Origin of the sequence: Streptomyces sp. NPDC088350 (genome assembly GCF_044753545.1) — a bacterium.
In the GTDB taxonomy this organism is placed as follows: Bacteria; Actinomycetota; Actinomycetes; order Streptomycetales; family Streptomycetaceae; genus Streptomyces.
The window spans coordinates 1-19,204 of record NZ_JBIVNL010000016.1 but is presented as its reverse complement, the minus strand read 5'-3'; the positions used below and the strand labels follow the sequence as shown (position 1 = coordinate 19,204).

At 70.4% G+C, this 19,204-nt stretch carries 20 protein-coding genes; 10 read left to right on the top strand and 10 right to left on the bottom strand.

Features of this window, described 5'->3' with window-relative positions; genetic code table 11:
* Nucleotides 1-187 precede the first annotated feature (187 nt).
* Complete coding sequence (locus ACIQBL_RS41430; protein ID WP_401952268.1) at nucleotides 188-838, bottom strand: HAD family hydrolase; 651 nt, start codon at nucleotides 836-838, stop codon at nucleotides 188-190.
* Between the two features lie 50 nt (nucleotides 839-888).
* Between ACIQBL_RS41430 and ACIQBL_RS41425 the strand changes: the two genes are divergently transcribed.
* Together ACIQBL_RS41425 and ACIQBL_RS41420 are read left to right on the top strand one after the other, a co-directional pair.
* Nucleotides 889-1,248 (top strand): hypothetical protein, encoded by a 360-nt coding sequence (locus ACIQBL_RS41425; RefSeq protein ID WP_401952265.1) that lies wholly within the window; start codon nucleotides 889-891, stop codon nucleotides 1,246-1,248.
* A 1-nt stretch (nucleotide 1,249) separates the two neighbouring features.
* A complete protein-coding gene (locus ACIQBL_RS41420; RefSeq protein WP_401952262.1) occupies nucleotides 1,250-1,699 on the top strand; it encodes a hypothetical protein in 450 nt (149 codons plus the stop codon).
* On the opposite strand, the gene ACIQBL_RS41415 is transcribed toward ACIQBL_RS41420, so the two are convergent.
* The 3 genes from ACIQBL_RS41415 to ACIQBL_RS41405 all read right to left on the bottom strand — a co-directional run bounded on the left by ACIQBL_RS41415 (nucleotide 1,689) and on the right by ACIQBL_RS41405 (nucleotide 4,003).
* A complete protein-coding gene (locus tag ACIQBL_RS41415) occupies nucleotides 1,689-2,186 on the bottom strand; it encodes a GNAT family N-acetyltransferase (protein WP_401952259.1) in 498 nt (165 codons plus the stop codon). The genes ACIQBL_RS41420 and ACIQBL_RS41415 overlap by 11 nt on opposite strands.
* A gap of 46 nt (nucleotides 2,187-2,232) precedes the next feature.
* Nucleotides 2,233-2,739 carry an RNA polymerase sigma factor gene (locus tag ACIQBL_RS41410; RefSeq protein ID WP_401952256.1) on the bottom strand — a complete coding sequence of 169 codons (507 nt, stop codon included), beginning with the start codon at nucleotides 2,737-2,739 and terminating at the stop codon, nucleotides 2,233-2,235.
* A 73-nt stretch (nucleotides 2,740-2,812) separates the two neighbouring features.
* Nucleotides 2,813-4,003: a glycerophosphodiester phosphodiesterase gene (locus tag ACIQBL_RS41405; protein WP_401952253.1), complete on the bottom strand. Its 1,191-nt coding sequence runs from the start codon at nucleotides 4,001-4,003 to the stop codon at nucleotides 2,813-2,815.
* Between the two features lie 302 nt (nucleotides 4,004-4,305).
* Here ACIQBL_RS41405 and ACIQBL_RS41400 point away from each other — a divergent pair, with 302 nt between their 5' ends.
* Entirely contained in the window at nucleotides 4,306-4,995 is a 690-nt protein-coding gene (locus tag ACIQBL_RS41400) for a lysophospholipid acyltransferase family protein (protein WP_401952251.1), read from the top strand.
* 55 nt (nucleotides 4,996-5,050) lie between these two features.
* Here the strand turns inward: ACIQBL_RS41400 and ACIQBL_RS41395 are convergent, their stop codons facing one another.
* The 4 genes from ACIQBL_RS41395 to argH form a co-directional block, all read right to left on the bottom strand.
* The gene (locus ACIQBL_RS41395; protein WP_401952249.1) at nucleotides 5,051-6,574 is read right to left on the bottom strand and encodes an MFS transporter; all 1,524 of its coding nucleotides are present in this window, start codon (nucleotides 6,572-6,574) and stop codon (nucleotides 5,051-5,053) included.
* Nucleotides 6,571-7,137 carry a TetR/AcrR family transcriptional regulator gene (locus tag ACIQBL_RS41390; protein ID WP_401952247.1) on the bottom strand — a complete coding sequence of 189 codons (567 nt, stop codon included), beginning with the start codon at nucleotides 7,135-7,137 and terminating at the stop codon, nucleotides 6,571-6,573. The genes ACIQBL_RS41395 and ACIQBL_RS41390 overlap by 4 nt, the downstream gene beginning before the upstream one ends.
* 79 nt (nucleotides 7,138-7,216) lie before the next feature.
* The gene (locus ACIQBL_RS41385; protein ID WP_401952245.1) at nucleotides 7,217-8,188 is read right to left on the bottom strand and encodes an aldo/keto reductase; all 972 of its coding nucleotides are present in this window, start codon (nucleotides 8,186-8,188) and stop codon (nucleotides 7,217-7,219) included.
* 152 nt (nucleotides 8,189-8,340) lie between these two features.
* Entirely contained in the window at nucleotides 8,341-9,768 is a 1,428-nt protein-coding gene (gene argH / locus ACIQBL_RS41380; RefSeq protein WP_401952242.1) for an argininosuccinate lyase, read from the bottom strand.
* Nucleotides 9,769-10,020: 252 nt separating this feature from the next.
* Between argH and ACIQBL_RS41375 the strand changes: the two genes are divergently transcribed.
* Both ACIQBL_RS41375 and ACIQBL_RS41370 read left to right on the top strand, forming a co-directional pair.
* Nucleotides 10,021-10,872, top strand: a complete 852-nt coding sequence (locus tag ACIQBL_RS41375) for a hypothetical protein (RefSeq protein ID WP_401952239.1) — start codon at nucleotides 10,021-10,023, stop codon at nucleotides 10,870-10,872.
* Between the two features lie 132 nt (nucleotides 10,873-11,004).
* Nucleotides 11,005-11,709, top strand: coding sequence for a L,D-transpeptidase family protein (locus ACIQBL_RS41370; protein WP_401952236.1), 705 nt, complete (start codon nucleotides 11,005-11,007; stop codon nucleotides 11,707-11,709).
* A 40-nt stretch (nucleotides 11,710-11,749) separates the two neighbouring features.
* On the opposite strand, the gene ACIQBL_RS41365 is transcribed toward ACIQBL_RS41370, so the two are convergent.
* A complete protein-coding gene (locus tag ACIQBL_RS41365) occupies nucleotides 11,750-13,300 on the bottom strand; it encodes a sensor histidine kinase (protein ID WP_401952234.1) in 1,551 nt (516 codons plus the stop codon).
* Nucleotides 13,300-14,037: a response regulator transcription factor gene (locus ACIQBL_RS41360; protein ID WP_401952231.1), complete on the bottom strand. Its 738-nt coding sequence runs from the start codon at nucleotides 14,035-14,037 to the stop codon at nucleotides 13,300-13,302. Before ACIQBL_RS41360 ends, ACIQBL_RS41365 begins: the two co-directional genes overlap by 1 nt.
* A 151-nt stretch (nucleotides 14,038-14,188) precedes the next feature.
* Between ACIQBL_RS41360 and ACIQBL_RS41355 the strand changes: the two genes are divergently transcribed.
* The 5 genes from ACIQBL_RS41355 (at nucleotide 14,189) to ACIQBL_RS41335 (ending at nucleotide 19,075) form a co-directional block, all read left to right on the top strand.
* Nucleotides 14,189-15,541, top strand: a complete 1,353-nt coding sequence (locus ACIQBL_RS41355; protein WP_401952229.1) for a ferric reductase-like transmembrane domain-containing protein — start codon at nucleotides 14,189-14,191, stop codon at nucleotides 15,539-15,541.
* A gap of 7 nt (nucleotides 15,542-15,548) precedes the next feature.
* Nucleotides 15,549-15,995, top strand: a complete 447-nt coding sequence (locus ACIQBL_RS41350; protein WP_401952226.1) for an FMN-binding protein — start codon at nucleotides 15,549-15,551, stop codon at nucleotides 15,993-15,995.
* Between the two features lie 75 nt (nucleotides 15,996-16,070).
* Nucleotides 16,071-17,453 (top strand): ferric reductase-like transmembrane domain-containing protein, encoded by a 1,383-nt coding sequence (locus ACIQBL_RS41345; RefSeq protein WP_401952224.1) that lies wholly within the window; start codon nucleotides 16,071-16,073, stop codon nucleotides 17,451-17,453.
* A 19-nt stretch (nucleotides 17,454-17,472) separates the two neighbouring features.
* Nucleotides 17,473-18,279 carry an FMN-binding protein gene (locus tag ACIQBL_RS41340; protein ID WP_401952221.1) on the top strand — a complete coding sequence of 269 codons (807 nt, stop codon included), beginning with the start codon at nucleotides 17,473-17,475 and terminating at the stop codon, nucleotides 18,277-18,279.
* Nucleotides 18,272-19,075, top strand: coding sequence for an FAD:protein FMN transferase (locus ACIQBL_RS41335; RefSeq protein WP_401952218.1), 804 nt, complete (start codon nucleotides 18,272-18,274; stop codon nucleotides 19,073-19,075). Before ACIQBL_RS41340 ends, ACIQBL_RS41335 begins: the two co-directional genes overlap by 8 nt.
* Nucleotides 19,076-19,204: the final 129 nt, after the last annotated feature.

Here is a 19,204-nt window from a genome sequence, read left to right as displayed (position 1 = left end):
CGTAGCCCGGGGGTGGTGCGGGGGCCCTCTAGAAGGCGCACATTCGACACATACAACGAGCACCGGGCGTCAGGGTCGCCTCGGTCGCAAGGGTGCGGCTGCTCGTCGTGGTCATGGAATCAGTAAAGCAGACGTACGGTCCTGACAAAGGGCCGCTGTCCGCATGCCGGACAGCGGCGGACAGCCGTCAGCGACGCGCGACGATCTCCACTCCCCCGTCGCTGACCAGCGCGGACAGGGCTGACAGGTCGTTCACCACGAGGTCGGCGTCCAGCTCATGGGCCTCATGCGTTGTGGCCAATGCCACGGTGATCATCCCGGCCGCGCGCCCGGCCCTGAGCCCCGCCGGGGCGTCCTCGAAGACGACGCAGCGGGCCGGGTCGACGCCCAACTGCCGCGCCGCGAGGAGGTACGGCTCGGGGTCGGGCTTGCCGCGGGTGACGTCCTCGGCGACCACGAGGGTCTTGGGGAGGATGCCGGCGTGCGCGAGCCGGGCCTCGGCGAGCCGGCGGGTGGCGGAGGTGACGACGGCCCAGCGGTCGGCGGGCAGCGCGTCGAGGAAATCGCGCGTGCCGGGCAGCAGGACGGCACCGCCGTTGGCCACGTCCTCGACCTCCAGCGCCTCGATCCGCGCGACCGCCGTCGGCACGACATCGGCGGGCAGCAGGTCGGCGGCTATCTCCACGGCGGTCCGCCCGTGCAGCTCGACCCGTGCGAAGTCCTCGGCGGTGATCCCGAACTCGTCCGCCCACCGGGTCCAGCACCTGCGCACGGATTCGAGGGAGGAGACGAGCGTGCCGTCGTTGTCGAACAGGAGGGCTTGAGCATGGATCTTCATGCACTCGACCCTACGGTCACCGGCCTTATGGCCCGTAATAGGGTCACTGCATGCTTGATGCCCTGACACTGACGATCGGTGTCGCCGCGCTGCTGCTCGCCGCCTGGACCGGGTGGGCGGCCTACCGCGACCAGTCGACGAAGGACTGGCACTTCATCGGAATGGCCGTCGTCACCCTGCTGGCCACGGTCCAACTGGTGGTCGGCATCGTGCAGTTGGCGCGCGGCGAGAAGGCGGAGCAGGGCACGGCGATCTTCGTGGCGTATCTGCTGGGCGCGTTCGCGGCGGTCCCGGCGGCGGGTTTCATGTCACTGGCGGAGCGCACGCGCTGGGGTTCGGCGACGGTCGCGGCCGGCGGTGTGGTCCTCGCGGTGCTCGAAGTGCGGCTCTACGACATCTGGGGAAGCTGAGATGACCACCGTGGAAGAGAACACCGCGGAAGAGAAGCCGAAGCGGCTCATCAGCGGGCCCGGCATGCTGCTCGTCTGGTTCTACGGTGTGATGGTGGTCGGTGCGGTGTCCCGCTCCGTCTACCAGATCGCCACCGAGTTCGGCCGGGCCCCGCTCGCCTACTCGCTGTCGGCCGTAGCGGGTGTGGTGTACGGATTCATCACGTACTCGCTGATCCGCGGCGGCGAGAGGGCCCGCAGGGCGGCACAGGCGTGCTGCGCCGCCGAACTCGCGGGTGTCCTGATCGTGGGTACGTTGACCGTGATCGACAGCTCGGCCTTCCCGGACGCGACGGTCTGGTCGTACTACGGCGCGGGGTACATCTTCATCCCCGTGCTGCTGCCGCTGTCCGCGCTGTACTGGCTGCGGAAGAACCGCACGGCCGACACCACCGACACGGTCACGCCGTAGCGACGTACGCCTCGACCGGTTTCTCCAGGACGATCATCGGTACGCCGTCGTTGCCCTCGGAGGTGCCTACGGTCTCGTAGCCGACGCGGCGGTACAGACGGAGGTTGCCCTCGCTGCGGTGGCCGGTGTGGAGGCGGAACTTCTTGGCTCCGCGTTCCTCGGCGAGCGCCGATTCCGCCGCGCGGAGCAGGCGGGCGCCGATGCCGTGGCCCTGGAGGCGCGGGTGGACGCAGAGTTTGCCGATGGCCGCCGCGCCGTCCTCGGTCACCGTGCCGCGGACCGAGCCGACCACCTCCTCGCCCAGCCGGGCGACGAAGACGCAGTCGGAGCCGACCTCCTCGCGGACCGAGTCGAGACTTTCGACGAGCGGATCGATGCGGTAATTGCCGTACAGCGCCGCCTCGCTCTGGAAGCACAGGTACTGCAGCCTGAAGATCTGCTCTGCGTCCTGCTCGGTCGCCACCGAGATGGTCACGCTCATGCCCATGTGCGCACGCCTCCCGCTCACCTGATCGCCATGTGGTCCCTCACTCCTATCCCCGTGCTTCGCGGGCCGCAACCTCCGGCGTCAGCAATCGCCGAAGACATCCCAGACATCTGGAACGTTCCGGGCCGAGACTGCCCTGTGAGATACCCAACTCCCCCGCGATCTCGCGGTAGGTGAGGTCCTTCGGCGACAGAAGGGCCTCCATCAGACGCGGGCAGCGACCGGGCAACCGGCGCACGGCGTCATGCAGCGCGCGGTGCCTGTCGGAGGTGAGGGCGGCCTGCTCGGGGCCGCGGTCGCTGTCGTCGGCGGGATCGTCGTCGTACGACTGTTCAAGGCGAGCCGTACGTCGGGTGCGCTGGGCCTCCGAGCGGACCGCGCGGCGGAGCCAGCGCTGGGGGTCGACCGGTGGGCCGGAGGCGTCGAGGCGTTCCAGGAGGCGGAGCCAGACGGCCTGTTCGAGGTCGCCCGGCTCGGTTCCGGAGGCATATGCCTCGGCGGAGGCCTCGGCGGCGAGCAGTGGGCGCAAGGTCACGACGAGTTGGTGTGTCATATGCGGCACGACGTGGCCGCCCCGGCACAAGGTTGCCGGGGCGGCCGTCTGTCACTCCAACGGGGCGCGGGGCTCAGCCGTTGACGAAGTCCGCGCGGGCGAGCAGAGCGGTGTCGGCGTTGTCGGTGAAGACACCGTCGATGCCGGTGGCGAAGTAGCGCTTGAAGGCGCCGAACGCGTCGCCGTAGGCGTCCACGGCGGTGCCCTTGCGGTACTCCAGCGGCAGGAAGGGGTTCTCGTTGCGCATGGTGTAGGGGTGCAGGATCAGGCCCGCCTTGTGCGCGTCGGCGACCAGGGTCGTCTCCTTGTTCAGGCTGCCGTCGGCGTTCTTCGTGATGATCAGGTCGAGCGTCGGGCCGATGCCCTGCGCGTACGACGCGATCTCGGCGAGGCCCTTGGGGGTGACGAGGTCGTCGACCGTGCGCGGGTCGCCCAGGTCGACGAAGTCGAAGGGGCGGGTGCCCGTGCCGGACAGCAGCACCACCAGCGGGTTGCCGACGAGCTTGTTGATCTTCTGGATGCTGGTCGGCTCGAAGGACTGGATGAGGACCGGCGAGTTCTTCTTGTCCTTGCCGTGCTTGCGCAGGACCGTCGAGAGCAGCTTCTCCATGTCGAAGCCGCGCTTGCGGAAGTAGGTGGGGTGCTTCATCTCGGGGTAGATCCAGACCTGCTTGCCGCGCTTACGGGTCTGCTCGTCCTGCCACTTGAGAACCTCTTCGAAGGTGGGGATCTCCCAGCGGCCGTTGTAGAGCGTGTTGTGCGGGCGGTTGGCCGGAATGCGCTCGACCGCGCGCAGGGTCTTCAGCTCCGCGAGGGTGAAGTCCTCGGTGAACCAGCCGGTGACGGAGACGCCGTCCAGCAGCTTGGTGGTCTTGCGGGAGGCGAACTCGGGGTGGTCGGCGACGTTCGTGGTGCCGCCGATCTCCGGCTCGTGCCGGCAGACCAGGTGACCGTCCTTGGTCGGGACCAGGTCACCGGCCTCGACGATGTCGGCGCCCAGGTCGAGGGCCAGGTTGTACGAGCCGAAGGTGTGCTCCGGGCGGTAGCCGCTGGTGCCGCGGTGCCCGACGATCGTCGGCTTGGGCAGGTCCTTGAGGCCGCCTCCGTGACGCGCCGTCGCGGCCTCGGCGGCTCTCGCCGTACCCGCCGGTCCCAGTGCCGCCACTCCCGCGCCGAGCACGGCCGCGCCGAGGAGCGCCCGCCGTCCTGTTCCGTTCGCCCGCTCGTTCGGCCCCTGCGTTCCCTGTGTTCCCTGCGTGTCCATGAAACCTCCTGGCGTCGCCCCGTCGGTGCGCGCCGATCGTAGGTGCGCGTACATGACGAACGGGAGACCTCGGCCGGAACACGACGGTGACGCTGGATGTCGTGGGCGCGGCGAGGTTTGACACGTCATCAGTAAGGAAGGCGAGATGCGTCACAACATGGCGGCCCGGTTACGGGACGTCTCCGGCGCGGCACCGCAGGTAAACGTGCGTCAACACTGCGTAAGACCTCGGTGAACCCGATGTGCAATACCCCGGGAGCCGCGAGTATCGTCCTCACCTGCACAGATTTATATCGAACCCCTTGACACCGGAGGGCCCGTTGTCCCGCTTCGCGCTCATCAAGGCAGTGCTCGGACCGATCATGCGCCTGATGTTCCGCCCACGGGTGGAGGGCGTGGAGCACATCCCCGGCGACGGTCCGGTGATCCTGGCCGGCAACCACCTCACGTTCATCGACTCGATGATCCTCCCGCTGGTCTGCGACCGGCAGGTGTTCTTCATCGGCAAGGACGAGTACGTCACCGGCGAGGGCTTCAAGGGCCGTCTCATGGCCTGGTTCTTCACCGGTGTCGGCATGATCCCGGTGGACCGGGACGGGGCGAACGGCGGTGTCGCCGCGCTGATGACCGGGCGGCGGGTGCTGGAGGAGGGCAAGGTCTTCGGGATCTACCCCGAGGGGACGCGGTCGCCTGACGGGCGGTTGTACCGGGGGCGTACGGGCATCGCCCGTCTCACGATGATGACGGGCGCGCCTGTTGTTCCGTTCGCGATGATCGGTACGGACAAGTTGCAGCCGGGTGGGGCGGGGTTTCCTCGGCCGGGGCGGGTGACTGTTCGGTTCGGTGAGGCGATGGAGTTCTCTCGGTATGAGGGGATGGACCGGGATCGGTATGTGCTGCGGGCTGTGACGGACTCTGTGATGACTGAGGTCATGCGGTTGTCGGGGCAGGAGTACGTGGACATGTACGCGACGAAGGCCAAGGCCGCGTAGGGGTTCGTTTTTGGGCGCGGGTACGTTGTGGCTGGTCGCGCAGTTCCCCGCGCCCCTAAAGGGCGCTCTCCAGGCGTTGGCCTCGCAACATGAACCATGCTGCAACTGCCGTTGCCAGCAGAACCGTTGCGCCCACCGCTGACGCCACACTGAGGCCGCTGACGAAGGCTTCTCTTGCCGAGGTCAGCATTTGCTGGGCTGCTTGTGTCGGCATGCCTGTCGCCGCCTCCACCGCGCCGCCCAGTGACTCGTGGGCGCCGGACGGAGTGCCTGCCGGAGCCTGGAAGCCCCTGTACACGCCCGTCACGATGGAGCCGAGTGCCGCGATGCCGAGGGCAGCGCCCAACTCGTAGGCCGTTTCCGAGACCGCCGATGCCGCGCCTGCCTGTTCCTTCGGTACGGAGGAGAGGATGACGTCGGCGGTGACCGTGAAGGAGAAGCCGGCGCCGATGCCGACCACCAGGAGCGCGGCGCCCAGGATCGGGTAGGCGGTCGACTGACTCAGGGTGGTCAGTACGGCCAGGGCCAGGCCGACCGCCGCGAGGCCGCCCGCCACCACCGTGCGGACCGAGAAGCGGCGGGCCGCACGGCCGGCGATCAGGCCGGCCGCCACCGCGCCCACGGCGGCGGGGATTTCGGCGAGGCCCGCCTCGAACGGGCCCCTGCCCTGGACCAGTTGCAGGTACTGGGAGAGGAAGAACACCAGCCCGGACAGGCCGAGGACGGTGAGCAGGTCGGCGAGGACCGCCGCGCTGAAGCCGCGGTTGCGGAACAGGCGCATGTCCAACAGGGGTGCGGGGAGCGTGAGTTGGCGGCGCACGAACCAGTACAGGGCCGCCGCGCCCAGGGCGCCCACCGCGAGCGAGGGCAACTCGGCGCCGTGGGTCGCGGCCTCCTTGACCGCGTAGACCACGCCGATCACGCCCACCAGGGACAGGACCACGCTGATCAGGTCCCAGGGGCCGGGGTTGGGGTTCTTCGACTCGGGGAGGGTCTTGATGCCGACCAGGACGAGGACCGCCATCACGGGCAGGTTGATGAGGAAGACCGAGCCCCACCAGAAGTGTTCGAGCAGGAAGCCGCCCGCCACCGGGCCGACTGCCGTACCGGCGGAGGCCGTTGCGCCCCAGATGCCGACGGCGAGGCTGCGTTCGCGCGGGTCGTGGAAGAGGTTGCGGATCAGGGCGAGGGTGGCGGGCATCAGGGTCGCGCCCGCGACGCCGAGCAGGGCCCGCGCCAGGATCATCAACTCCGGTGTCGTGGCATAGGCGTTGAGGATCGATATCGCGCCGAAGGCGGTGGCGCCGACGAGCAGGATGCGCTTACGGCCTATGCGGTCGCCGAGGCTGCCCATCGACACGAGCAGGCCCGCGATGACGAAGGAGTAGACGTCGCCGATCCAGAGGAGTTGGGTGCCCGAAGGCTTCAAGTCCTCGCTGATGTAAGGGGTTGCGAGGCCCAGGACGGTCGCGTCCACGGCCACCAGCAGCACGGCGAGCACGAGGACGGAGAGCGCGAGCCAACGGCCCGGGCGCTTCTCCGTCTCGGTTACAGCCGCCGGCTGCAGGGTGCTGGTCATGATTCCTCTCTCCGTGTGTCGTCTCTTCGCAGCGCTCCGCCGAGCAACAGCTCGACGATCATGTGCGAGAAGTCGTTGGCGGCGACCCGGCCCTCCTGGACCGCCCACGCACCGGACGCCATCAGGCCGTACAGGGCCTCGGTGAGCCAGGCGGGGGTGAGGTCGATGCGGAACTCGCCGCTGGACTGGCCGCGCCGGAAGAGGGTGGCGATCCGGTCGTCGAGCCGGGTCCAGCCCTCGTTCTGTTGCTCGCCCTCGAACAGCTGGTTCTCGGTGTAGAGGAACGCGAGCAGACCGGCCGCGGGCTCCAGCGCGCGCACGAGTCGCCGTACGGCGTCGGCGGCCGGGCCTTCGTCCAGACGGGCCGTGTCCAGCGCGGACTCGCACTCGGCGATGCCCAACGCCTCCAGCGCGCGGACCAGGGCGTCACGCCCGGCGAACTGGCGGTGCAGGGTGGCCCTGCTGATCCCGGCCGCCTTGGCGACCTCGTCCATGGTGGACGTGGATTTCCGGGTGAGCAGGGCGGCTGCGCTGCGGAGTACGTGGTCACGGTCGACGGCCATGAGACAACAGTAACCCACGTGAGACATGAGTGTCTCATGATGGGCGTGAAGGTCTCAGTCCGTGGTGCCGGTCAGGAGATCAGTGCCAGGGCAGCCGGCCGCGTCGCTCCCAGTACGTGTGCGGGTCCTCGGCGAGCGTCGCGAGGCGGGCGAGCTGGTCGTCGTCCAGGTCCACGACCGCCGCGTGCAGGTTGGAGGCCAGCTGTTCCACGGTGGCCGCGCCGGAGAGGGCCACACCTGCCCACGGCTGGCGCAGGATCAGGGCCAGGGCGATCCCGTCGGCCCCGAGGGACGTCTCCTCGGCTACGGCCTTCAGCGCGTCCGGTGCGTACGGCGCCGCCAACCGCCCGTTGGCCATGCCCTCCTTGACGATCACCGTGAGTCCGGCGTCGTGGGCCTCGGCGAGGGCGGGGCCTGCCGAGGTCTCCAGGGCGTTGTAGGTCGACTGGACGGTACGGAAGAGGGGCTCGCCGTCGACCGTCACGGTGAGCGCGGCGCGGATGGCGTCGGCCTGGGCGGGGCCGCTGGTGGAGAAGCCGATGGTCACTCCCCCGGCGGCGGCCTCGGCCAGCCTTGCGTGGAGTTCCTTGTCGGTGAGGGCCGGGCTGTCGGGGGTCACCGAGTGGATCTGGTAGAGGTCCAGGCGGTCGCCGAGCAGCTCGGCGGTTTCGCCGCGCTGGCGGTCGTAGGTCTGGACGCTGTGGTCCTTGACCTCGTGTTTCTCGGCGTCGGTGGTCCAGTCGGCGGTGTAGGTGTAGCCCCATTTGCTGCCGACCACGATGTCGTCGAGGGCGGGGTGGGCGGTCAGCCAGTCGGCGAGGAACTCCTCCGAGCGGCCGTAGGAGCGGGCCGCGTCGAAGTAGCGGACGCCTTGCGCGTACGCGGCGTCAAGGAGGTCGTGGGTGCGGGTGCGGAGAGTTTCTACGCTGCGGTTCTCTCCGAGGTCGCTTTCCCGGCCGAGGTTGATGTAGCCGGGGCGGCCCACTGCGGCGAGGCCCAGTCCGAGGTGGCTGGTGGGGGTTGTTGCTGTGGCCAGTCGGGCGAAGGGCATCGCGGGCTCCGTTGGTCGGCTGTGGTGCGGCTGCCGACCAACGTAACCCGGGATGACCTTCGCTTCAGAGCTCGGGTTGTTGCGGTTGTTTGGCGGGTGCGGGTGCGGGTGCGCTGTGGTTGCTCGCGCAGTTCCCCGCGCCCCTAAAACACTCAGCTCTTCGCCGTTGACCAAGCGTGCTGTGCCGCCAAATCCCGCTTCACCTCTGCCAGTTGGATCGCTACCGCGCTCGGGGCCGTGCCGCCCCTGCCGTTGCGGGAGGCCAGGGCGCCGGGGACGTTGAGGACCGTGCGGACCTCGGGGGTGAGGTGGGGGGAGATCTTCGCGAACTGTTCGTCGGTGAGGCCGTCGAGTTCGATGCCCTCGGATTCCGCGACCTTGACGCACTCGCCGGCGACCTCGTGGGCGACGCGGAACGGGACGCCCTGCTTGACCAGCCACTCGGCGATGTCGGTGGCGAGGGAGAAGCCGGCCGGAGCCAGTTCCTCCATGCGCTCGCGGTGGACGGTGAGGGTGGCCATCATGCCGGTGAACGCCGGGAGCAGGACCTCGAGTTGGTCGATGGAGTCGAAGACCGGCTCCTTGTCCTCCTGGAGGTCGCGGTTGTAGGCGAGGGGGAGGGCCTTGAGCGTGGCCATCAGGCCGGTGAGGTTGCCGATCAGGCGGCCGGACTTGCCGCGCGCCAGCTCCGCGATGTCCGGGTTCTTCTTCTGCGGCATGATCGACGAGCCCGTGGAGAACGCGTCGTGCAGGGTCACGAAGGAGAACTCCTTCGTGTTCCAGATGATGATCTCCTCGGCGATCCGGGAGAGGTTCACCCCGATCATCGCGGTGATGAAGGCGAACTCGGCGACGAAGTCGCGGGAGGCCGTGCCGTCGATCGAGTTGGCGACCGAGCCGTGCTCGAAGCCGAGGTCCTTCGCCACCGACTCCGGGTCCAGGCCGAGGGAGGAACCGGCCAGCGCACCCGATCCGTACGGCGAGACGGCCGTGCGCTCGTCCCACTGGCGCAGGCGTTCCGCGTCCCGGGACAGGGGCTGCACATGGGCCAGGACGTGGTGGGCGAACAGCACCGGCTGGGCGTGCTGGAGGTGGGTGCGGCCGGGCATCGCCACGTCGGGGTGGGCCTCCGCGAGGCCGATCAGCGCGTCCTGGAGGTCGGCGATCAGGCCGCCGATCGTACGGGCGTGGTCGCGCAGGTACATGCGGAAGAGCGTCGCCACCTGGTCGTTGCGGGAGCGGCCCGCACGCAGCTTGCCGCCGAGGTCGGGGCCGAGGATCTCCAACAGGCCGCGTTCCAGGGCCGTATGGACATCCTCGTCGGCGATCGTGCCGACGAGGGAGCCGTCGGCGACGTTCGCCGCGAGCTGGTCGAGGCCCGCGAGCATCCGGGTCAGCTCGTCGTCGTCAAGGAGGTTCGCCTTGTGCAGCACGCGCGCGTGGGCGCGGGAACCGGCGATGTCGTAGGGCGCGAGCCGCCAGTCGAAGTGGACGGACGCGGACAGCTTCGCCAGGGCCTCGGCGGGACCGTCGGCGAAACGACCGCCCCAGAGCCGTACGTCACCGCTGTTGCTGCTCACTTGCGCTGCTCCTCAAAGGCTGTGGATGGACGTCGTTCCGTGGTGGCCGGCTGCGTCGCCCGGCCGCGTTGTCCAGCATGCATGATTATGCAGAGTCCTGCATGATTCGTCAATTTCGGGAGGTCCTGAACATCAATTTCAAGGAGCCTTGAACATCTGTAACCGCTTTCCCGTACCTCTCGCCGGACGCAGGCGCCGCGTTTCCCCCACGAGTCATCTCCAGTTCCCCCCTGACCCGAGTGAGGCATTCGCATGTCCAGGGCTCTCCCCAAGTACAACAAGCGTCGCGTCGTGTTCATCGGCGGTGCCGCCGCCGTGGCGCTGTCCGGTGCGGTCATCGCCGGTTCGGCCCTCGCCGGGACACCCTCCAAGAGCGGCACCCAGAATGTCAGGACACTGGCCGCCACCGGGACGATCTCCTGCCCGGACGTGAAGTCGCAGCTGCCGGCCGTCCCGGCTTCCGCGCAGGCCGAGGTCGACCGCAACCTCACGCTCCTCAACACGCAGATCGCCGAGGCCAACAAGCGACTCGTCGACACCGTCGGACAGGGCGGACCCAACTTCGTCCAGAACGCCATCCTCGGCCCGCTGAAGGACAAGCGCGTCTCGACCATCGACAGAATCGCCATCGCCATCGGTCGCAAGGGCACCAAGCCGACGGGCCTGGACGCGCTCGCCGGGTGCACCCTCAACTCGGCCGGTACGACCGGTTCGACCGGGGCGACGGGCGCCACGGCCGCGACCCCGAGCGCCACCGCCGCCGCCACGCAGGCGGCCGGGGGGACCGGCACCACCGCCGCGTCGGGCGCCGTCGGCACGATCTCCTGCCCCGACGTGAAGTCGCAGCTGCCGGCCGTCCCGGCTTCCGCGCAGGCCGAGGTCGACCGCAACCTCACTCTGCTGAACACGCAGATCGCCGAGGCCAACAAGCGACTCGTCGACACCGTCGGACAGGGCGGACCCAACTTCGTCCAGAACGCCATCCTCGGCCCGCTGAAGGACAAGCGCGTCTCGACGATCGACCGGATCGCGATCGCCATCGGGCGTCAGGGCACCAAGCCGACCGGGCTGGACTCCCTGGCCGCCTGCACGCTCACCAAGTGACGTGACAGGCAGCCGTGGCCGCCCCGATGAACGCCGGCCGGGGCGGCCACGGTGACGTACGGACCGATCGCGTCTTGCCTATTTGGCCCATCTGAGCTGCCGTCACCTCGCCCGGGCCCTACCGTCTGAGCCATGCGTCCCGGTGTGCTCACCCTTGCGTCCGCGTCCCTCCTTCTCCTGCTCGGTGCGGTGCCCGCGCGTGCGGCGACGCCGTTGCCGGCGTTGCTGGCGGACACCGGGGGTGGCAGTCAGCTGATCCTCGCCCAGGCGCCCCGCGCGAACTCCACGTCGGGGACGCTCAGTTGGTGGGAGCGGCGGCGGGGTGCGGGTTGGGTGAAGGTCGGTTCGGCGGCTGCGCGGTTCGGGGCGAAGGGGCTGGTCGAGGGCCGGGCTCGTAAGCAGGGGTCTTACACGACTCCCACCGGGTTGTACGACCTGCCGTTCGCCTTCGGGATCAAGGGGGCGCCGGGTGGGACCAAGGTCAAGTACCGGCGGGTGCACGGGAGTTCGTGGTGGTGCGAGGACGTTCTGTCTCGGGTCTACAACCGGTGGAGTGAGCCGTTGGCCGGGGACTGCCGGGCGTCCGAGTCGGAGCGGTTGATCTCTTATGCGACGCAGTATGCGTATGGGGTTGTCATCGGGTTCAACTACGCCAAGCCTGTGAAGGGGCGGGGGGCCGGGATCTTTTTGCATGTCAACGGGCGCGGGGCTACCGCCGGTTGTGTGTCCGTACCGGTGGATGCGATGCGGAGGATTTTGCGGTGGGCTGATCCTTTGCGGGGGCCTCGTATCGCGATTGGGACGGTGAGCGGGGTTACGGCGATTACTCGGTACTGAATCGCGAGAGCGCCGCTGATCTGACGGTCGTATGGCGGGTTCAGGCCGGATGGGGCTGGTCGCGCAGTTCCCCGCGCCCCTGCGTAGCTCCACCTGACGGAAGTTTCACCGTGAACGTTGTCGAGCCTGGGCGGCTCTCCAACTGCACGCTCCCCCTATGCGCCTCCGTCACGGCCGCCACGATCGACAGGCCCAGGCCCGCTCCTCCTCCCCCCGTCCCTCCCCCGGCCTCCGTTCGTCGGCGGTCCGCTCGGGTGAAGCGTTCGAAGACTCCTGGCTGGACCTCTGCCGGGACGCCGGGGCCGTCGTCGTGGACGACCAGGCAGGTGGTCCCGTCCCGTGTCTCCAGGGCTACCGTCACCTTCGTGTCGGCGGGTGTGTGCGAGCGGGCGTTGGTCAGCAGGTTGGCCAAGAGCTGTTGGAGGCGGTGGGCGTCGCCCGTGACGGTGACCGGTTCCTCGGGGAGTTCCAGGGTCCAGCGGTGGTCGGGGCCCGCCGCACGCGCGTCGGTGACGGCGTCGAGGACCAGGCGGGTGAGGTCGACGGGTCGGCGTTCGAGGGGGCGGCCCGCGTCGAGGCGGGCGAGGAGGAGCATCTCGTCGACCATCACACCCATGCGCGCGGACTCGGCCGCGATGCGCTCCAGTGCCCGGGTCACCTTGGGCGGGACGGGGTCCGGGTGGAGCAGGGCGAGTTCGGCGTGGCCCCGGATCGACGCGACCGGGGTCCGTAGTTCGTGGCTGGCGTCGGCCGCGAAGCTGCGCAGGCGCTCCTCGCTGGCGTGCCGGTGGGTGAGCGCGTCCTCGACATGGCCGAGCATGCGGTTGAAGGCACCGGCGACCCGGCCCACCTCGCTGCGCGGATCGGACTCGGGCGCCCGGGGCGGGAGGGTCACCTCGCCGCTGGCCAGCGGGAGTTCACTGACCCGGGTGGCCGTGGCGGCGACCCGGCTGAGTGGCCGCAGCGACCAGCGGACCCAGAGCGCGCCCGCGAATCCGGCGGCCAGGAGGGCGGCGCCGAAGACGATCGCGGCGACCGCCTCCAGGCGGTGGACGGCGGCCTCCACCGACTCCAACGGGAGTCCGGTGATCAGGACGTCGTTGTCCCGGCCGACGGCGGCGAGGACGCGGTACCGGCCGAGGGAGGAGAGGTGGATGGTGTGGGCCCTGCCGCCGACCGGGACCGCGGCGAGTTCCCTTCTGTCCCGCGCGGTGAGGGCGACCTTCAGGTCGGTCGTGGAGTCTTCCTCGTCGGCGGGCACGACCGCCGCGTTGGTGACGGTGCCGTCGACCAGGCGGGCGCCGAACGTGCCCGGCGCCTGCCTGCGGGTGTCGCCGCGTTCGCGGTCGTCGGCGTCGTGGTCGGTCGGCGTCTTGCCGTTGTGCTCCAGGCTGGCCGGGAACTGCGTCCCGACCTCGGTCAGTTGCTGGTTGAGGCGGCCGGTGAGGAAGCCGTCCAGCTCGATCACCGCGGCCACCCCGACGGCCGCGCAGCTGACCGCGAGCAGCACCACCAGGCCCGCCGTCAGCCGCGCCCGCAGGGTGTGCGGCCGGGGCAGCCGGCGCCCGAGGGCCCGCAGGCGCCCGCCCATCACACGACCGGCTTGAGCACGTATCCGGCCCCGCGCACGGTGTGGATCATGGGCGCGTGGCCCGCGTCCACCTTTTTGCGCAGGTAGGAGATGTACAGCTCGACGACATGGGCCTGGCCGCCGAAGTCGTAGGACCAGACGCGGTCGAGGATCTGGGCCTTGCTGAGGACGCGGCGCGGGTTGCGCATGAGGAAGCGGAGCAGTTCGAACTCGGTCGGCGACAGTTCGATGAGCCGCCCGTCGCGGGTGACCTCGCGGGCCTCCTCGTCCATGACGAGGTCCCCGACGGTCATCCGGGGGCCCTCCTCCTGCTGGCGGGCCATGCCCGCGCGGCGCAGCAGTCCGCGCAGCCGGGCGACGACCTCCTCCAGGCTGAAGGGTTTCGTCACGTAGTCGTCGCCGCCCGCGGTGATGCCCGCGATGCGGTCCTCGACGGTGTCCCGGGCGGTGAGGAAGAGCACGCAGACGTCGGGCTTCACCTCGTGCAGGGAGCGCAGTACGGCGAAGCCGTCGGTGTCCGGGAGCATCACGTCCAGGACTACGGCGTCGGGCCGCAGCTCGCGCGCCCCGGCGAGCGCGGAGGCCCCGTCGCCGGCCGTGCGGACCTCCCAGCCCTCGTAGCGCAGGGCGCCGGAGAGCACCTCGGCCAGATCGGGGTCGTCGTCGACGACCAGGACGCGGACGGGGGTGCCGTCGGGGCGGGTGAGGGCCGGTCGGCCGGAGCGGGTCGTGTTCATCGCGTTTACCAGCATCACCCCTCGTCGCGTCCCCGGCCGCCGCGGGCCCCTCTGAGTTTCCTCTGAGAACGCCGAGAAAGGGGTTCGCTCAGAGATCCCTCAGAGGTTCGGCCCGCACAGTCGTGTGCAGGACGGGTGAGAGGACGCACAGATGACCACCGTGTACGAGCGGCGGGCGGCACCGCCCGTGGCGCCGTCCCCCCGGCGTTCACCGGCGGGCGCGGTGCTCGGGCTGCTGTGGGCCGGGGCGGCGGCCACGGTCGCCCTCTGGTGGGCCGGTACCGGTTCGGTGGTCGGGGCTGCGGGCTGGCTGACCGGGGCCGGGCGGATCGCCGGGCTGCTGTGCGGGTACGCCTGTGCCGTGCTCGTGGGTCTGATGGCGCGGGTGCCGCTGCTGGAGCGGCGGATCGGCTCGGACCGGGTGGCGCGCTGGCACGCGATGGCCGGCCGCTACACGGTCTGTCTGCTGGTCGCGCACATCGTGTTCATCCTGCTCGGCTATGCCGCCCAGGACCGTGCCTCACTCGTGCACGAGACGGTCACGGTGGTGCTGGACTACCCGGACATGCTGAAGGGCACGTTGGGCGCGCTGATCCTGTTCGCGGTCGGCATCACCTCCGCGCGTGCCGCGCGGCGCAGGCTGAGCTACGAGTTCTGGTACTACGTCCACCTCCTCACATACGTCGCCGTGTTCCTCGCCTTCTTCCACCAGTTGTCCCTCGGCAACGAGTTCAACGGCCACGCCGCCGCCACGGACGCCTGGTACGCGCTGTACCTGGGTGTCGCGGCGCTGGTGCTGTGGTTCCGGGTGCTCGTCCCGGTGCGGCTCAATCTGCGGCACCGGCTGCGGGTCGAGTCCGTGCACCGGGAGGCTCCGGGGGTGTACTCCGTCGTCGTACGCGGGCGGCGGATCGACCAACTCGGCGCGGAGGCCGGGCAGTTCTTCCGCTGGCGGTTCTTCGGCGAAGGCATGGGCTGGACGTCGACGCCGTACTCGCTGTCGGCGCCGCCCCGGCGGGACCTGCTGCGGATCACGGTCAAGGCGCTCGGCGGCCACAGCGCGGCGGTGGCGCTGCTGCGGCCGGGCGCCCGGGTGTGGGCGGAGGGGCCGTACGGCTCGCTGACCGCCGAACGGCGCACCGCGCACCGGTCGTTGCTGATCGCGGCCGGCGTCGGTGTCACCCCGCTGCGGGCGCTGTTCGAGACGCTGCCGGGCGAGGTGACGCTGCTGTACCGGGCGCGGACGGCCCAAGACCTCGCGCTGGGCGCGGAGTTGGAGGCGATCGCGCGGTGGCGCGGGGCGAAGGTGCTGTACGCGCTCAACGGGCCGCAGGGGCAGCGGCCGGTGCTCGGCGCGGCGGCGCTGCGCGAGGCCGTGCCCGATCTCGCCGGGCACGACGTGTACCTCTGCGGTCCGCACGCGTTCGCCCAGGATCTGTACGGGGCGCTGCGTGCCGCCGGGGTGCCGGACCGCCGTATCCACCACGAGTCGTTCGAGCTGTGAGGCCGTCGTGCATCCGTTGAGGAAGAACCGTCCGCTGCGCCGGATCGTGCTGGCGAGCGCGGTCACCGCGTCCGGTCTGGTGATGCTGCTGGCGCTGAAGCCGCACACCGCGCCCCAGGTGGCCGCGGCACCCGCGACCGTGCCGTCGAGCAGCTCAAGCGGCTCCACCGCGACCGGCGCCAAGACCGTCAACGGCGATACCGTGCAGACCCGTTGGGGCCCCGTACAGGTGAAGATCACCGTGAAGAACGGCAAAATCACCGATGTCACCGCGGTCCAGTCGCCTTCGGGCAATCCACGCGATCAGGAGATCAACTCCGCTGCCCTGCCCCAGTTGCGGAGCGAGGCCCTGGCCGCGCAGAGCGCGAGTATCGACACGGTGTCGGGAGCCACGTACACAAGTGACGGTTACCGCCAGTCACTCCAGTCCGCACTGGACTCGGCGGGACTCTGAACGCACAGGCGCAACGGCACGTACTTCAGGGCCAAGGGACCAGCCCACCCCCCTTGCCCCGTCCACGGAGGAACCGTGACCACCACGCTCGCAGGCGGACGTGCCGCCCGCCGACAGACGATGCGCCGCATCCGCCCGCGCCGCTCCCCAGCGACCCTGCTGCTGCTCGCCGTCTGGGCGGGCGCGGTCGGGGTGCTGTGGATGTGGTGGCAGAACACGCCGTCCATCGCCGACCAGAACGGCAAAATCCTCAACGCGGGCCGCATCACCGGCCTGTTGGCCGGTTATCTGATGGCACTCGTCGTGCTCCAGATGGCCCGCGTGCCCGCCCTGGAGCGGCGGGTCGGCTCCGACCGGGTCGCCCGCTGGCACGCGATGAGCGGCCGGTACACGCTCTGCCTGGTCTTCGCGCACGTCTTCCTCATCATGTGGGGCTACGCCCTCCAGGCGGGCAAGACGCTGAACGACATCGTCCAGCAGACCATCGACTCCGTGAACCAGCTGCCCGACATGGGCAAGGCCGCCATCGGCACCGGCCTGTTCCTGCTCATCGGACTCTCGTCGATCGGCGCCGTCCGCCGCAGGCTGCCGTACGACACCTGGTACCACGTGCACCTGCTGACGTACGGCGCGGTGTTCCTGACCTTCTGGCACCAGATCACCACCGGCAACGACTTCGCGCTGACGCCGCTCGCCAAGACCGTCTGGTACGGGCTGTACGGCACGGTCACCGCGCTGGTGGTCTGGTACCGGATCCTCACCCCGATCCGTCTCAACCTGCGGCACCGGATGTACGTCGAGGCGGTCATCGAGGAGACGCCCGGCATCGTGTCCGTGCTCATCGGCGGGCGGAAGCTGCACCGGATGGGCGCGGAGGCCGGGCAGTTCTTCCGGTGGCGGTTCCTGGCGCCGGGCATGCGGTTCAGCTCGCACCCGTACTCGCTGTCGGCGGCGCCCCGCCCGAACATGCTGCGGATCACGGTCAAGGCGATCGGCGACCACAGCGCCCGGCTGCGTGAACTGCGCCCCGGCATGAAGGTGTGGGCCGAGGGCCCGTACGGCGCGATGACCTCGCAGCGGCGCACCCGCGGCAAGGTGCTGCTGGTCGCCGGTGGCGTCGGCATCACGCCCATGCGGGCACTGTTCGAGACGCTGCCGGGAGCGGCCGGTGACATCACGCTGCTCTACCGGGCCAACACCACGCAGGACCTCGCACTGTGGGACGAGTTGGCGAAGATCGCCGACGAGCGCGGCGCCCGGTTGATGTACGCGGTCAACAGCCCCGACGGGGAACGCCCCGACATCTCGGCGGAGTCCCTGCGGCGCAAGATGCCCGACATCGACAACCACGACGTCTTCATGTGCGGGCCGCCCGGCTTCGCGCAGTCGGTCTACGAAGCACTGCGCGGCGCGGGGGTTCCCGCCCGCCGCATCCATCACGAGTCGTTCGAGATGTGAGCGACGGGAGTCAGGAGCGATGAAGAAGAGCCACCCCATCCGGCGTGTTCTGCTTGCGAGCGCCGCCACCGTGTCCGGGATCGTGCTGCTGCTCTCCCTGAAGCCGGCGACCGACTCCACCTCGGCGTCCGCGCAGGGTGCGGCGGCCCAGGGGACCGCCGCCGCGCAGGAGTCGCCCCAGGGCGGTGCCGCGGCGGCCGGGACCTCCACGGTCACGGGCGCTGTCGCCCAGACCCAGTACGGGGTCGTCCAGGTGCGGCTGACGGTCGCCAACGGGAAGATCACCAAGGCCGAGGCCGTCCAGGCGCCCAAGGGCGGCACCAGCGACCAGAAGACCGCGCTGTCCGTGCCCAAGCTGAACCAGGAGGCCGTCGCCACCCAGAGCGCGGACATCACGTCCGTGACCGGGGCGACGTACACCAGCACCGGCTACAAGCAGTCGTTGCAGTCGGCCATCGACAAGATGAAGGCCGCCGGCGCCAACACGGCGTCCCCGTCGCAGAGTTCGGCCGCCGGGTCGGGCCAGGCCTCTGGGTCGGGCCAGGCCGCTCAGGCCAAGACCGTCACCGGCAATGTCGCGACGACCGAGTACGGGCCGGTGCAGGTCCGGATCACCGTCGCCAACGGCAAGATCACCAAGGCGGACGCCGTGCAGGCGCCGAGCGGCGGGCTCAGTGACCAGAAGACGGCGCTGGCGATCCCGAAGCTCAACCAGGAGGCCGTGGCAGCCGGGAGTGCGACCATCGACTCCGTGTCGGGTGCGACGTACACGAGCGGCGGTTACAAGCAGTCCCTGCAGTCGGCGCTGGACAAGGCCGGTGGCTGACACGGTGACCGATCCCGCGGAGGCTCCCGCCGCGCTGCGGCACGCCGAGGAGGTCATGGGGACGGTGTTCTCCTTCGACATCCGCGGCGGGGAGCCCGAGGCAGTCCGGACCGCGCTGGACCGGGCGGTCGCCCAACTGCACCGCGTCAACGAGGTGTTCAGCACCTACCGCGACGACAGCCAGGTGTCCCGGCTGGCCCGCGGCGAGCTGACCCTGGCCGAGTGCGACGCCGAGGTCGCCGAGGTGCTGGAGCTGGGCGCCGAGGCGGAGCGGGTGAGCGCCGGCTGGTTCAGCACGACCTACGAGGGACGGCTCGACCCGACCGGCATCGTGAAGGGCTGGGCCGCCGAGCGGGCGGCCGGGCTGATCGCGGCGGCGGCCGGGGTGAGCGGGGTCAGCGTGAACGGCGGCGGTGACGTCCAGATGTTCGGCACACCGGGACCGCACCGGCCGTGGCGGGTCGGTGTCTCCGATCCCCTCCGTCCGGGCGGCCTCGCAGCCGTCATCTCGGCCGCCGGCGCCGACGAGTTGGCCGTGGCCACCTCCGGTACGGCGGAGCGCGGGGCGCACATCGTGGACCCGAGCACCGGCAAGTCCGCGGTCACCGACCTGGTCGCCGTCACCGTCGTGGCCCCCCGGCTGACCTGGGCCGACTGCTGGGCGACGGCCGCGTTCGCGATGGGTTCGCGGGAGGGTCTGGGCTGGCTGGAGTCGCTGCCGGACGTGGAGGCACTGCTCATCACGGCGGGCGACGAGGTCCGCTGCACGGGCGGCCTGGCGGCGAGACTCGGCTGAGACCCCATGCGAGTCGGGGGGGGGGGGGGGGGCGGGGGGGCGCCCCCCCCCCCGGGGGGGGGGGGGGGCGGGGGGCGGTGGGGGGGGGGGGGGGGGGGGGGCGCCCCCCCGGGGGGGGGGGGCGGGGGG

Coding starts and splice junctions, on each gene's coding strand:
- ACIQBL_RS41430 (WP_401952268.1), bottom strand. CDS start 838: ATGAAGATCCATGCTCAAGCCCTCCTGTTCGACAACGACGGCACGCTC.
- ACIQBL_RS41425 (WP_401952265.1), top strand. CDS start 889: ATGCTTGATGCCCTGACACTGACGATCGGTGTCGCCGCGCTGCTGCTC.
- ACIQBL_RS41420 (WP_401952262.1), top strand. CDS start 1,250: ATGACCACCGTGGAAGAGAACACCGCGGAAGAGAAGCCGAAGCGGCTC.
- ACIQBL_RS41415 (WP_401952259.1), bottom strand. CDS start 2,186: ATGGGCATGAGCGTGACCATCTCGGTGGCGACCGAGCAGGACGCAGAG.
- ACIQBL_RS41410 (WP_401952256.1), bottom strand. CDS start 2,739: ATGACACACCAACTCGTCGTGACCTTGCGCCCACTGCTCGCCGCCGAG.
- ACIQBL_RS41405 (WP_401952253.1), bottom strand. CDS start 4,003: ATGGACACGCAGGGAACACAGGGAACGCAGGGGCCGAACGAGCGGGCG.
- ACIQBL_RS41395 (WP_401952249.1), bottom strand. CDS start 6,574: ATGACCAGCACCCTGCAGCCGGCGGCTGTAACCGAGACGGAGAAGCGC.
- ACIQBL_RS41390 (WP_401952247.1), bottom strand. CDS start 7,137: ATGGCCGTCGACCGTGACCACGTACTCCGCAGCGCAGCCGCCCTGCTC.
- ACIQBL_RS41385 (WP_401952245.1), bottom strand. CDS start 8,188: ATGCCCTTCGCCCGACTGGCCACAGCAACAACCCCCACCAGCCACCTC.
- ACIQBL_RS41375 (WP_401952239.1), top strand. CDS start 10,021: ATGTCCAGGGCTCTCCCCAAGTACAACAAGCGTCGCGTCGTGTTCATC.
- ACIQBL_RS41370 (WP_401952236.1), top strand. CDS start 11,005: ATGCGTCCCGGTGTGCTCACCCTTGCGTCCGCGTCCCTCCTTCTCCTG.
- ACIQBL_RS41365 (WP_401952234.1), bottom strand. CDS start 13,300: ATGGGCGGGCGCCTGCGGGCCCTCGGGCGCCGGCTGCCCCGGCCGCAC.
- ACIQBL_RS41360 (WP_401952231.1), bottom strand. CDS start 14,037: ATGAACACGACCCGCTCCGGCCGACCGGCCCTCACCCGCCCCGACGGC.
- ACIQBL_RS41355 (WP_401952229.1), top strand. CDS start 14,189: ATGACCACCGTGTACGAGCGGCGGGCGGCACCGCCCGTGGCGCCGTCC.
- ACIQBL_RS41340 (WP_401952221.1), top strand. CDS start 17,473: ATGAAGAAGAGCCACCCCATCCGGCGTGTTCTGCTTGCGAGCGCCGCC.